General features: G+C 60.0%; 9 protein-coding genes and 2 pseudogenes. 3 read left to right on the forward strand and 8 right to left on the reverse strand.

Features of this window, described 5'->3' with window-relative positions:
* Positions 1-160: 160 nt before the first annotated feature.
* The 3 genes and pseudogenes from ACWKWM_RS23290 to ACWKWM_RS23300 form a co-directional block, all read right to left on the reverse strand.
* Positions 161-565, reverse strand: a pseudogene (locus ACWKWM_RS23290) (GAF domain-containing protein); the annotation flags it as partial.
* 150 nt (positions 566-715) lie between these two features.
* The gene (locus ACWKWM_RS23295; RefSeq protein WP_483848497.1) at positions 716-1,801 is read right to left on the reverse strand and encodes a methyl-accepting chemotaxis protein; all 1,086 of its coding nucleotides are present in this window, start codon (positions 1,799-1,801) and stop codon (positions 716-718) included.
* Between the two features lie 72 nt (positions 1,802-1,873).
* Positions 1,874-2,383, reverse strand: a pseudogene (locus tag ACWKWM_RS23300) (MCP four helix bundle domain-containing protein); the annotation flags it as partial.
* A gap of 302 nt (positions 2,384-2,685) precedes the next feature.
* On the opposite strand from ACWKWM_RS23300, the gene ACWKWM_RS23305 reads away from it, so the two are divergent.
* Entirely contained in the window at positions 2,686-4,263 is a 1,578-nt protein-coding gene (locus ACWKWM_RS23305) for a gamma-glutamyltransferase family protein (protein WP_483848400.1), read from the forward strand.
* 105 nt (positions 4,264-4,368) lie between these two features.
* Positions 4,369-5,061, forward strand: a complete 693-nt coding sequence (locus ACWKWM_RS23310; protein WP_483848401.1) for a GntR family transcriptional regulator — start codon at positions 4,369-4,371, stop codon at positions 5,059-5,061.
* 520 nt (positions 5,062-5,581) lie between these two features.
* Here the strand turns inward: ACWKWM_RS23310 and ACWKWM_RS23315 are convergent.
* Genes ACWKWM_RS23315 through ACWKWM_RS23330 form a run of 4 tightly spaced genes read right to left on the reverse strand, consistent with a single transcriptional unit; the run spans position 5,582 to position 11,387 of the window.
* The gene (locus ACWKWM_RS23315; protein ID WP_483848402.1) at positions 5,582-6,835 is read right to left on the reverse strand and encodes an amidohydrolase family protein; all 1,254 of its coding nucleotides are present in this window, start codon (positions 6,833-6,835) and stop codon (positions 5,582-5,584) included.
* Positions 6,832-9,324, reverse strand: coding sequence for a branched-chain amino acid ABC transporter ATP-binding protein/permease (locus ACWKWM_RS23320; RefSeq protein ID WP_483848403.1), 2,493 nt, complete (start codon positions 9,322-9,324; stop codon positions 6,832-6,834). Before ACWKWM_RS23320 ends, ACWKWM_RS23315 begins: the two co-directional genes overlap by 4 nt.
* Positions 9,321-10,190, reverse strand: coding sequence for a branched-chain amino acid ABC transporter permease (locus ACWKWM_RS23325; RefSeq protein ID WP_483848404.1), 870 nt, complete (start codon positions 10,188-10,190; stop codon positions 9,321-9,323). The genes ACWKWM_RS23320 and ACWKWM_RS23325 overlap by 4 nt, the downstream gene beginning before the upstream one ends.
* Before the next feature lie 3 nt (positions 10,191-10,193).
* On the reverse strand, positions 10,194-11,387 hold the full coding sequence (locus ACWKWM_RS23330; protein ID WP_483848405.1) for an ABC transporter substrate-binding protein: 1,194 nt from the start codon (positions 11,385-11,387) through the stop codon (positions 10,194-10,196).
* 185 nt (positions 11,388-11,572) lie between these two features.
* Between ACWKWM_RS23330 and ACWKWM_RS23335 the strand changes: the two genes are divergently transcribed.
* Positions 11,573-11,971, forward strand: a complete 399-nt coding sequence (locus ACWKWM_RS23335; protein ID WP_483848406.1) for a nuclear transport factor 2 family protein — start codon at positions 11,573-11,575, stop codon at positions 11,969-11,971.
* A gap of 27 nt (positions 11,972-11,998) precedes the next feature.
* Here ACWKWM_RS23335 and ACWKWM_RS23340 read toward each other — a convergent pair whose 3' ends face one another.
* Entirely contained in the window at positions 11,999-13,018 is a 1,020-nt protein-coding gene (locus ACWKWM_RS23340; protein ID WP_483848407.1) for a LacI family DNA-binding transcriptional regulator, read from the reverse strand.
* Positions 13,019-13,033: the final 15 nt, after the last annotated feature.

The raw sequence follows: 13,033 nt of genomic DNA on the forward strand, positions 1-13,033 counted from the left end.
GATTTTTGCTCAGCGCAAGGCCTTGAGTGTCGAGCAGAAACTGATTCAAGTTAGGAAGGCGAGTGGTAGCGTCCTGATACTTGAGTAAGTGGCAGTGCTCAATCTGCATCATCACCATTTGCGCGTAGTCTTCCAGCGCTACAACGTCCTCTGGCCGGAGTTGGCGCGGCTTTACGTCGATAATGCACAAGCTGCCAATCGTATGACCGTGGCGACTGCGCAGCGGCGCGCCTGCATAAAATCGGATGCCGCCTGGTTTAACGACCAAGGCGTTATCGACAAAGCGCGCGTCCAGCAAGGCGTCCGGCACCACCATGACGCCCTGTCCTTTGATGGCATAGCGACAGAAAGATTGTTCGATAGGTGTTTCACTGGCCTCGAAGCCAACACGCCCGGCAAACCACTGCCGATCTTTCTCTACCAGCGATATCAGCACCGTAGGGACGTCAAAATGGATCGCGGCAAGGCGGCAAATACGGTCAAAGTTCCCATGGGCGGCGCTCTCCAGCCATTGGAGTGCATGCACGGCAGCGAGCCGACTGCGCTCACGCTCTAAATAGTTCATGGGGGGCCTCCAGCGGCAAATCGTCAGTCATGGATGATATCTCATTGCCACCATTTGCAGGGCTTTGACCGGACAGGAGGGCTGACGTCGGCCCACATCCGGGTTAGTTGGGCGACTCGCGACTTGTCTCATCAAGGCCCTGAGCAGTCATTATTTGGAGGACGCTTTGCTCAAACCCATTTCGGCTTTGAAGAACGCGACCTTCTGCGTGAGTTGATCCGCCAGCTGGGTCAACTCTTGACTGGCGACAGCTATCTGCTGGGACCCGTCCGCAGATTCCACAGTCGATCCATGGATACGGTTAATGTTGGCCGCAACGTCTTCTGCCACGGCGCTTTGCTGCACCGAGGCGCTGGCGATCTGCGCGTTCATGTGATTAATCGCGCCCACTTCCTGACTGATTTTGGACAGCGCTCCCTGGGCGTTGCGGGTTTGCGTCACGGTAACGCCTGCCAGGTCGCAGCTTTCGCGCATCGTTTGCACGGCGGTATCAGTACCGGTTTGAAGCGTGCTGATCATCTCCCGGATGTTTTGTGTCGACTGCTGTGTGCGATTGGCCAGCGACCGGACCTCATCGGCAACGACCGCAAATCCTCGGCCATGCTCGCCGGCTCTGGCCGCTTCGATGGCAGCATTCAACGCCAGCAGATTGGTCTGGGAGGCGATCGAGTTAATGACTTCGATGACCGATCCAATCTGTTCGCTTTGTTTGGACACTTTTTCCACTGTCTTGGTGGTTTGCTCCAGCGAGCTTGCCAACTGTTCAATGGCCTGAGTCGTTGCTGCTACCAACTGGTTACCGCTTTCGACTTCGTTATCTGCCAAGCGCGCGGCGTCTGCTGCCTGGGCGGCGTAACCTGACACCTCACTGGCGGTAGCTGCCATTTGGGTAATGGCCGTCGCAACCTGCTCTGCTTCGCGAGTTTGCAGGCTTATGTGTTGATTGTTGGTGGACGAAGTGGCGGATAGCAGTGCCGAGGACTCGGTAACGTGCTGAGCGGCTTCACGTACCTTGGTGATGGTGTCTGCTAAACGGCTGAGCGCGGTTTTCAGCACTCCCATCACGCTGTGTGGATAGTCAGTCACGATCTCCTGTTGCAGATCGCCTGCTGCCAGACGCTGGATAGCCTGTGCGACTTCGGTCGGCTCTGCACCCAATGTTGATTTGACGAAGCGAATGATCACAACCGACAAGATAATGCTCAGTAACAAAGCAACCCCCGTGACCAAGAGCATCAATCCGCGAAACTGGCTGGCCGTGGCCTGCACAGCGCCCAGTTGCGAGTTGATCGATGCCTCTTCATGGTCAATCAGGGCGTTTATGCGTTTGAGCCATTCGCTGTAGTCGGCAGATGTCTGGTTAAGCAGCAAAGCTTGAGCGCCGGCGATATTTCCGGAGCGACGCATCGCAATCAGCGAGTCGGTAGCGGCCAGAGTCTGCCGTTCGATGTCTTTGATCGCGTTCAGCAAAAGCTTTTCCTGAGCGGAGACTCCATTTCCTTCGAACAACAGATCCATTGGCGCGGCAGATTCGGTGTAGGCCTTTTGCAACTGACTGACGTCTGCCAGATGCTGCTCAAGATCCTTGTCATTGTTCACCAGAACCGCATCGCGCAGAGCAATCGCCCGGTTATGCACGCTACCGCGAAAGTTAATGGCGTAACGCTGAACCTTGGCGGCATTACGACTGACGTCTTCAAGGGTGTTATCGATAAAGCCCACCCTCTGGATACCGACGGCAGTTATCACGATCAGCAACGATACGACGGCAGCAAAACCGAGGCCGATACGAGCGCTCAGCGAAATGGAGGTCTTCATGGTTACGGCTCGGTATGAGAGGGTGATTAGGGTGCAATATCATTGCGCCATCTTTTGGGCAGGGGCCACGGTATGCCTGCTCTGCGCAACGGCCTAATCAATCGTGACTAAAGGCGGAATAGCCAAATGCTATGGAATTATCAGAAATTTTGAACGGAAACAGCGGAACCTGTCAGTCGCTCAAATAGACGGATGCAGACGAAGACATCCGGACACGGCCTATGGGCGAGCAAGGAGGGCATATTTTTTGCTTTGCTAACAATAAATTTCCAGATAGCTAGCAAAGCCAAGGTTCTGAAACCATGATCGCCACTTCCAGTCGTGCTGTGATTTGTACGCCTCATGCCCACGCCAGTGCCGCAGGCATGCGGGTTCTCGACGCGGGCGGCACTGCCATTGATGCGATGTTAGCGGCCAGTTCCATGCTGGCAGCGGTGTTTCCACACATGACCGGGCTGGGCGGGGACGCCCTATGGATGATCCACGACAGCAAGGTGCGCACCATCGTGGGGATTGGGCATGCTGGTCAGCGCTTGCCTGAGGGCGGAACCATTAGCTTGCGAGGTCCGGCGTCGGTCGCGAGCACGGCGGGGGCGATGGCCAGTTGGCAGACTGCGGCAAACATCAGTCGGCACGAATGGGGCTCAAAACTGGGTTGGGCTGATCTGTTGGGAGACGCCGCGAGCGTGGCGGATGCCGGCATCCCGATTTCGCAATCACATCTGTTTTGGCAAACCCTGCGTCAGCCGCTCATCGAGCAATTGCCGGACCTGCATCGTCTGTGCAAAACCAATGGGCGCTGGCTGCGCGAGGGCGATACGCTGCGTCAGCCAGAGTTGGCCAACACCCTGCGTCATCTGGCAAAACACGGTGTCGAGGATTTCTATACGGGCGAGCTGGCTCACGCGTTCGGCGCAGCATTTGATCGGCTGGGTTGCGGCTTGACGACAGCGGATCTGGCCGCCACCCAAGCACACGAAACCGCCCCCGTTTCGGTTCGGTACCGAGAAGGGCGGCTCTACAATGTGGCGCCGCCGTGCCAAGGCCTTTACACCTTGCAGGCCATGGCCGTACTGCAACACAAACCGCTTGCCGACGTCGGCAACGGCAGCGCGCTTTACTACCACTATCTGGTTGAAGCCATCAAACAGGGCCTGCTCCTGCGTAACGAGCAGTTGTGCGACCCCCTGGCCCAACCCTGGGATTTTGCAGCCAATCTCGACGACGCGCAGATCCGGCATTACGCCAATGCAATCAATGACCAGCGTGCATCGCCGTGGAATGAGCCGGGACGTCCCGCCGATACCGCCTGGATGGCCGCCACCGATTCCCAGGGCCGGACCGCCTGCCTGATCCAGAGCCTGTTTCATGACTTCGGTTCGGGCTGCATTCTGGGTGACACCGGCGTGCTGTGGCAGAACCGTGCGGCGGGTTTTAACGCCAACCCTGAACACGTCAACGGCTGGGCTCCGGGCAAACGTCCGGCGCACACGCTTAATCCTTCGTGTTACCTGTCTGACGATGGCCGGCGGTGGTTCTTCGGCACTCAGGGCGGAGATGGTCAACCGCAGACACAGATGGTCCTGGCGACCCAGCTGATCGACTATCAGCAGCCAATCGATCTGGCGCTGCAGACCCCGCGCTTTCTGTTGGGTCGCAGCTTTTTCGACAGCACTGACAATCTCAAGCTGGAGGGCGACATGAGCACCACTACGGTTCAGGGGCTGGCAGCGCTGGGGCACGAGGTCGAAACCATAGCTGCCCGCAGTCCTCTGACTGGCCACGCGGGGATCATTGCCATTGACGCCGATGGTGTGCGCAGCGCCATGCATGATCCGCGAGGCGAGGGCACGAGTCTTGGCCAGGCCGGTGAGCATTGAGCCGGTATTTGCCGGGTGTGGGCGGCTGGCGGATAATGCCGCCGATTGCCCGTCATCCGCTGCTTTGCGTGTTGGCATGAGGCTTTCTGGACAACAGAGGAAAGGATGGGCTTGAGCACTGTCACCGCCAAACAGCTTGAGGTGCAACGTATCGCCGATGCGCTGTTCAAGGCTATTGCCCAGCATCGCCTGCCGCCCGGCACCCGGTTGGTCGAAGCCCACATCGTCGAAACCCTGCAGGCCAACCGCAATCATGTGCAAGTAGCGCTACAGCGGCTGGCGATGCAAAAAGTGGTGACCATCGAAGCCAATCGCGGCGCCATGGTTGCCCAGCCGACGGCCAAGGAGGCGCGAGATATTTTCAGCGCCCGTCGAGCCATTGAACGGGCGATCGTCGACGCCATCACCCCGGCCGCGATGCGCAAACACCGCCAGCGCATTGCCACCCATATGAACAACGAGCGCAAAGCCACCAGCGATACCGATCGACGCGCCATCGTCCGTGAGCTGAGCGAATTTCACCTGCTGCTCGGCGACATCAGCGGCAACGCGGTGCTCAGCGACATCCTCTCCAACTTGATGGTACGCAGCTCACTGATCATGGCGCTGTATCAGCGTAATGACGTGCCGTCCTGCGCATCGGATGAACACCAGGAAATCATCACCGCGCTCGAACAGGGCGATAACGCCAAGGCCGTGGCGGTCATGCTCGAACACCTGAACGAACTGGAAGGGCAATTGGCGCTGGAAGAACGCGTGTCCGAGGAATTCAACCTCAAGCAGGCGTTGAGTGAGTGAACAAGTCGCTGATGCGATGGGCACCGCATATCTGCTTCTGCCCGAAGGGCGTGGGAGTTGACGTGTCCGCGAAGCCGATTGGTCAGACGCCAGAGAGGGGGCGGATGTGGCGGCCTCTTCGCGGACAGGTCCGCTCCCACGGGTTTTGTGGTCGTCTGGCAATGTGCGGTGGACACGCAACCTGTAGGAGCTGACGAGTAGCACGAGGCTGCGATCGCGGTGTGTCAGGTGTACCGCATCGCAGCCTTCGGCAGCTCCTACAGGATTTGCGATAAATCGGAGTTTCAGCGATGCCCAAATATATTGTGGGAGCGGACCTGTCCGCGAAGCCGATTGGTCAGACGCCAGAGAGGGGGCGGATGTGGCGGCCTCTTCGCGGACAGGTACGCTCCCACAGGTTTTGTGGTCGTCTGGCAATGTCCGGTGGACACGCAACCTGTAGGAGCTGACGAGTAGCCCGAGGCTGCGATCGCGGTGTGTCAGGTGTACCGCATCGCAGCGTCCCGTTGCTCGTCAGCTCCTACAATGGGTTCGTCAGCTCCTGCGATAAGTTTGGGTTCAGCAATTTGCCGGCCGGCCGGCTAAAGGTTTGCATCCCATTTTTAAACCCCATCAACGGCGCGCTGATCTCGGCGATTACGGCGGCGGGCGAGGGCGCGTCGAAGACGATGAAGTCGGCGCGGCAACCGGGCAGCAGGCCGTAATCGGTCAGCCTGAGCAGGCGTGCTGACTCGCTTGAGACCCAGGCCAGGCATTGCAGCAGTTCCGGCGCCGTGCCCATCTGACTGACGTTGGCGAACAGATTGGCCTGACGGATCAGCGACGCATCGCCATAGGGCGTAAACGGATTGCCGATGTTGTTGGTGGACACCGAACAGGTCACACCGCACGCTTTTAAATGCGCCAGTGGCGCGAGCCCCCGGGGTTTATTGTGAAACGCCTCGCGGCCCATCAAAAACAGATCGGTGCTGGGTAGGCACGTCACCTGTACGCCCACTTCGGCCAGGTGCAGCGCAAGTTCCGTCAACGGCTCTTTGGGCAGCGTCGAGAGCTTGGTCACATGGCCGATGGTCACGCGTCCGCCCCAGCCATGCAGCCGGGTGCAGCGTGCGACTTCCATGACGGTCATGCCTTCAGGGTTCAAGTCGAAATCCAGATGCAGGTCCAGATCGCAGTCGTAACGCGCCGCCAGTTCGAACAGACGCTGAATCTGCCCAAACGGGTCGCTGTCCATGTATGGGCAGCCGCCGAGGACGGTGGCGCCGCTGTCCAGTGCCTGACACAGCAGCGCTTCAGTCCCCGGATTGTTCAGCAGCCCTTCTTGTGGGAAGACGCAGATTTCCAGGCTGATCGCCCAGGCATAGTCAGCCTGCAAGCGGCGAATCGCCTTGAAGCCGGTCAGGCCAACCTGCGGGTCCAGTTCGACATGGGTGCGCATGTGCGTGGTGCCTTGCACGATCGCCTTGTCCAGCACTTGGGCGCCGCGCCGATAAACATCGTCTTCGGTGAACCCGGCCTTCGCCGCCCTGGTCTGGGCAACAGCTTCGGCCAGCGTGCCTTCATGGAGGTGGCAGCGCTGCATGATGCAGGCCTTGTCCAGATGGATGTGGGTTTCGATCAGGCCGGGCATGAGGAGCTGGCCTTGCAGATCAAGGGTTTCACAATCGCGAGCGGCCGGGCTCAAGGCCGCGACGAAGTAGCCGTTCTCGACGTACAGCTCAGTCTGGAGATGGTCGTCACCAAGCCGCGCGTTGATGATTTTCAAAGCCTTCATACGCTGACTCCTTCACCCAGGTAAGCCGCAGCCAGTTGTTTATCGTTACGCAACTCGGCGGCGCTGGCAGCTTTGACGATGCTCCCGGTTTCCAGCACGTAAGCGCGATCGGCCACTTGCAGCGCCAGGTTGGCCATTTGATCCACCAGCAAAATCGTCACGCCCTCATCGCGCAAAGCCGCCAATGCGTCGTACAGCTCGCCGATCATGGACGGCGACAAGCCGAGCGACGGCTCATCCAGCAGCAAGATTTTTGGCTTGGCCATCAGCCCGCGACCCACCGCGACCATTTGTTGTTCGCCGCCCGACAGCAGGCCGGCCGGGTTATCGATGCGATCACGCAGGCGCGGAAAGCGCGCAAGGATGGCCTCGATTTCAGCCTCAGCGTCAAAGGCTTCGCGACGTGAATAACCACCCAGCAACAGGTTGTCGCGCACACTCAGATAAGGGAACACCTGACGACCTTCCGGCACCAGCGCCAGGCCTTTTGCAGCGATGGTGCTGGCGTTGGCGTGTTCGATATTTTCGTTGTCGAGCAGGATGCTGCCGCCGCTGGCGCGATGCAGGCCCGCCAGGCATTGCAGGATGCTGGATTTGCCGGCGCCGTTTGCGCCAAGAATCGCCACCAGCTCGCCGGGGTTGACCACGAGGCTGACCTTGTCGACCACTGCCGAGGCGCCGTAGTCGATGACCAGATCCTTGACGAACAGACGCGCATCGCGACTGCCATCCCAGTCCTGCGCGCGAGGCGTGGCCTGATAGTCGGTGCCGCCCAGATACGCGGCGATGACTTGCGGGTTCTGCCGTATTGCAGCCGGCGGGCCGGACGCAATCGGCTTGCCTGCGTCGAGCACCAACAGGTGCTCGGACACCGACATCACCAGCGCCATGTCGTGCTCGACCAGAATCACCGTGAGGCCAAAACCCGCCAGTTTGCGCAGCAGTAGGGCTAGATCATCAGTGTCGCGACGACTGAGGCCCGCTGCCGGTTCATCCAGCAACAACACCGCAGGCGCGGTGGCCAGTGCGCGAGCGATCTCCACCAGGCGGCGATCCACGTGGGGCAAATCTTCGGCGGCTATGTTCACTTCGCCGCGATAGCCCACCAGTGCCAGCAGGTCCAGCGCCAGGGTGCGCTGGGCTTCAGACGCAAGACTGAACGGCTGACCCAGGCGACCCTTCTGCATTGCCACCAGCAGGTTGTCGAGCACCGACATTTCGCCGAACAGCAGGGTGGTTTGATACGTGCGGGCAATACCGGCCCGGGCGCTTTTCCAGGCCGGCAGGCCAGCCAGCGGCTGTTGCAGCTCGATCTGACCGCTGTCGGGCGCGTAAAACCCGCTGATCATATTCAGCACAGTGGTTTTGCCCGCCCCGTTGGGGCCGATGATGCTGGTGATACTGCCAGCCGGTGCATGCAGGTTGACGTGTTGCGCTGCCTGCACACCGCCGAAGCGAATGCCGATATCCGTCACCCGCAAACCTGACGACGGGCCACGGCTGCGCAGGTGATCGGCGATGCGCTGCTGATTGATCTGCGTCGGTGGCAGCAGGCGCGCCGGTTTGATCCAGCGGCGGGCGAGGGCGCCCAGCAAACCGTTGGGCGCGATCCACAGCACCAAGAGCAGCAGCACGGAAAAAATCAGCAAGCGGTATTCGGCAAAATCCGACAACAGTTCCGGCACCAGCACGATCAACAGCGCGCCGATCAGCGGTCCGAACAGCATGCCGCTGCCGCCGACAATCACCGCCAGCACAAACAGAATGGACTGGGAGAACGGAAAGGATTCCGGGTTGATGAACATCAGCAGCGGCGCGAGCAATCCGCCCGCCAGACCGGTCAAGGCCGCAGACAAAGCGAACGCGAGGGTTTTGCTGATGACCGGGTTAAAGCCCAGCGATCGAGCCGCGATTTCCGAGGCTTTCACCGCGCGCATTGCCTTGCCCCAACTGCTGTGGCTCAGCCGCTGATAGAACAACAGCGCGCCGATCATCAGCGCTCCCGCCGACAAGGCGAGCAGGATTGCCGGATCGAGGCCAGCGAATTCCGGCAGCGGGATACCCATCAAGCCATTAGAGCCCCCTGTGACATCGCGCCATTCGATCAGGCTGTGATGCACCACAAAGGCAAAAGCGATGGTGATCATCGCCAGATAGGGGCCGCTGACCCGAAGTGCGGGGATCGCCAGCAGCGCGCCAATCAGCCCCGCAACAGCACCGGCCGCTGGCAGCGCGAGCCACAACGGCCAGCCGGCCATGGTCAACAGCGCCGAGACATAGGCCCCGGTGGCGTAGAAGGCGATATGCCCGAAGGAGATCTGTCCACTCAAGCCAATCAGAATATTCAGGCCGACGCCCACTACCGCCGCCAGCGCGCAGAGGGTAAAAACCAGCAGTGAGTAGCTGTCCAGCGTGAACGCCATGACGCCACAGACGACAGCGAGCACGGCAATGAACGCTGGAGCAGCCAGGGTTTTGATGTTTTTCATACTTTCACCAATGCCTGGCGGCCGAACAGACCGTTGGGACGAATCGCCAGCGCCAGAATGACCAGCGCAAACGTCAATATCTGGGTGAATGCAGAGCCTAAGTACAAGGTGATCAACGCTTCAGCCAGACCGAACAGCAGCCCGGCAGCGAACACGCCGCCTGCGCTGCTGATGCCGCCGAGAATCGCCACCGCAAACGCCTTGAGTCCGAACAACATGCCCATCTCGGCGTTCACGCTGAACAACGGCGCGATCAGCAAACCCGCCACCGCCGCGAAGACCGTCGAAATAGCAAAGGCGATAGCGACCACACGATTGACGTTGATGCCCATCAGCATCGCTGCGCGTGGGTTTTGCACGCAGGCTTCGAGCACCTTGCCCAGCCGGGTGTAACGCAGCACCAGATACAACGCCAACGCGATCGCCGCCCCCGCCAGCGGAATCAGCAGTTGCAGGGCGCCGACATTACTACCGAACAGTTCGACGTTCATGTTCAGCAGGCTGCTCTCGAACTGGCGAGGTTCCTTGCCGAAGGTGAACAACGCCAGGTTGTCCACCAGAATGCCGCCGGCAACCGTCGCCATCAGCCACGCCTGTGAGCCTCGGCTGTGAAACGGCCGCACCAGCCAGCGCTCGATCGCCAGGCCATATAGCGCGCAGAGGATCAACGTCAGCGGCAGAGCCAGCCACAGCGACCAGCCCCAGGTGATGCAAAAGGTGTAGCCCAGCACTGCGCCGACCATCATGGCGCTGCCTTGGGCAAAGTTGACGGTGCGCGAGACGACGTACGTCAAGTGAAAACCCAACGCCAGTAACGCGTACATGCTGCCCAGGCCGAGCCCGGTAATGATGGCGGCGGTGAACATCGCTTACTCCTGCGGCTTGAGCGGTACGATCTGATCGTTCACGAAGTGCGTGAAGATGTAGTCGTCAGGGCCCAGCGCATCGTGCTTTGTTGCGCTGAATGGCTGCTTGTAGTGCTTGATCAAACCGTCGTAGTCGCTGATGGCATAGAAACCGTCGCGTACGGCCGGGCCGTCGGTGCTGCCGGCTTTTTCGATGGCTTGAACGGCAAGGTGCAACGCGTCGTAAGCATTGGCGATGCCCACCGCCGGCGTGACATCCGCCAAGGTCTTGATCTGCGGGTAAGCGGTTTTCAATGCCGCCAGCAGTGCATCGCCTTTGGGGCTGTTGTGCTCGGTGAACACATAGGTCTGGATGAAGTGCACCCGAGAAGCGCTTGGCCCTGCCAGTTCGCCGAATCGACCACCGGCCGGCCCCCAGTGAGAAACCACTGGCACGTCCCAACCCATACGGTCCAGGGATTTGACGACCTGCGCCGACGGCCCCACGTTACCGACCATCAGCAGGGTGTCGGCACCTGCGTTTTTCAAGCGGGTCAGTTGCGGCACGACATCAAGATCGCTGTCTTGGATGCGTTCGACGCCGGCATTGGTCAGGCCGCGTTTTTCCAAAGCGCGCTTGAAGCCCGCCTCGTTGGATTCGCCCCACGGATTGTTGATGAGGATCATCCCCGGCTTTTTCATGCCGTTATCCACGCCGTATTTCACCAGCGCTTCGTCCACCAGCTCATCGACTGCCGAGACGCGGAACACGTAATTATCGGCGGCGCCGTTCTCAGTGATTTTCGTACCCGCGGCCCAGATGCCCATGAACGGCACCTTCATCTGATTCGCCAGCGGCACAATGGCCAGAGAAACCGGCGTATCCAGGCCACCAAACAGCACGGTGACTTTTTCGCGCTGGACCAGCTCGCGCGCGGCGAGCATGCCCTTGGACGGGTTGCTTTCGTCATCACGACGCACCAACTCCAGCTGGCGCCCAAGCACGCCGCCGCTGGCGTTGACTTCATTGATGGCCATGGTCAGGCCGCGAGTCAGGGCTTCGCCGGACTTGGCCGACTGCCCAGAAAGGGCTGCCACCAGACCGACTTTGATCGGCGGTTCGGCCGCTTGCGCGCCACCGAACATCGCCACAGTGAGCGTGACTGCCGCAGTCACGGGGAACAGCAGACGTTGCAGGTTTGGAAGCCGGTTGGCCATGGTTATTCTCCTGATTGCTAGCAGTTGCATATTTATTGCTAGCAAGTAGGATGCCAGTCGTAACCATCCCGGAAACGGCTAATTGCGCCGATAAAAGCTGCTGTTTACGCGCCAAAACAAAGCGTTTTGCACCAAGCAGAGGCATTCTCGGTCAGCGGATATTTCTTGAGTCAGGAGTTACAGCGATGATTGATATCAACGAAGACGTACAGATTGTTAGCAATTTTCTTGAGGCTTCCATGGCGCCGGATCCGGTGCGCGCCGCGACGTTCATGAGTGATGAGGTGAAGATCACGTTTACCGGCGGGCGGGCGATGGCCAATCCCCAGGCGATCACCGCGTTCAACGGATCACGCTACGCCTGGGTCAAAAAGGCTCTGGGCAATTTCGACTGGATGGACCGGGGCGACCACACCGTGGTGTATTCCAACGGAACGCTGTACGGCGAATGGCCCGACGGCCGCAGCTTCTCGGGGAATCGTTATCTGGATCGTTTCGAGGTGCGTGACGGCAAGATCCGCCGCATGGACGTCTGGAATGACAGTGCTGAATGGTTGCTCGCGCCGGAGATTGCCAAGGCCTGAACTGAATCCGCGTCAGATCATGGCCAGTCACGTTGGGCGGCACAGGCTGCTGGCGCGCACGTTCAATCGGGCCGGGAAGCGATGGGACTGAGCCGGCTCGCCGGCAAGGCGCCGCAGCAGTGTTTCAACGGCGCGTACGCCCTGGGCATGCATGCTGGTGGCGATGCTGGTCAGTTGCAGGTGTTCGGCGAGGGGCGTGTCGTTATAGCCGACTACGGCGATGTCGCGTCCGACCACCAGACCCCGTTTGCGCAGGGCACCAAACAACCCGATAGCGAGGAAATCGTTGACCGCAAAAATTGCCGTTGGCGGCTCGGGGTGCGCGAGCAGAATCTCACCGCTGTCGAAGCCGGTCAGGGTATCGAAACGCCCGGTGATAATGCGCTCGGCGCTGATGCCGATACCTTGTTCCCGGTAAAACTCGAGAAAGCTGGCCGTGCGCTCACGGGCGTTGCTGCTATGGGCTTCACCGGCAATCACGGCCACTCGGGTATGGCCTTGGGCGAATAGATGTTCCGCCACCAGCCGGCCACCCATTTCGTCGTCCGAGGTGACCGAATAATGATCGCCACGCCTGCGACTGACGAGCACAAAGGGTACCTGTCGCGCTTCAAGCTCTTCGAGAAAACCGGGTTCGCTGGTTGCATGCACGTCACTGATGATCAGCCCGGCGACATTGCGCGCCAGCGCCCGCTCTGCACGTTCACGCTGACGTTCCGGCAGGTCCAGCGTGTTGGCGACAAACGAGGTATAGCCCAGGGCGCTCGCGGCTTCGTCAATACCTTCATAGATCGTCGCCAGGACGATGTCCGACAGCCTCGGGACCAGCACACCAATTTCGCGGCTATGACGTGTCTTTAGGGTTCGGGCATGGGTATTAGGTTGGTAATCAAGGCTGGCCGCCAGATTGCGAATGCGCTCGATGGTGTCTTTGGATGCCGCACGACCGGCATGATCCAGCGTGCCGTTGAGCACCCGCGACACCGTTGAGACATGAATATTGAGCTGTTGGGCGATACCGCGAAGCGTAGCCGGACGTCTGTTCATGGGTATGCCTTGGGT

It is taken from the genome of Pseudomonas rosaeacicularis, assembly GCF_057128745.1.

Coding starts and splice junctions, on each gene's coding strand:
- ACWKWM_RS23320 (WP_483848403.1), bottom strand. CDS start 9,324: ATGAAAAACATCAAAACCCTGGCTGCTCCAGCGTTCATTGCCGTGCTC.
- ACWKWM_RS23340 (WP_483848407.1), bottom strand. CDS start 13,018: ATGAACAGACGTCCGGCTACGCTTCGCGGTATCGCCCAACAGCTCAAT.
- ACWKWM_RS23295 (WP_483848497.1), bottom strand. CDS start 1,801: ATGCTCTTGGTCACGGGGGTTGCTTTGTTACTGAGCATTATCTTGTCG.
- ACWKWM_RS23305 (WP_483848400.1), top strand. CDS start 2,686: ATGATCGCCACTTCCAGTCGTGCTGTGATTTGTACGCCTCATGCCCAC.
- ACWKWM_RS23310 (WP_483848401.1), top strand. CDS start 4,369: ATGGGCTTGAGCACTGTCACCGCCAAACAGCTTGAGGTGCAACGTATC.
- ACWKWM_RS23330 (WP_483848405.1), bottom strand. CDS start 11,387: ATGGCCAACCGGCTTCCAAACCTGCAACGTCTGCTGTTCCCCGTGACT.
- ACWKWM_RS23335 (WP_483848406.1), top strand. CDS start 11,573: ATGATTGATATCAACGAAGACGTACAGATTGTTAGCAATTTTCTTGAG.
- ACWKWM_RS23325 (WP_483848404.1), bottom strand. CDS start 10,190: ATGTTCACCGCCGCCATCATTACCGGGCTCGGCCTGGGCAGCATGTAC.
- ACWKWM_RS23315 (WP_483848402.1), bottom strand. CDS start 6,835: ATGAAGGCTTTGAAAATCATCAACGCGCGGCTTGGTGACGACCATCTC.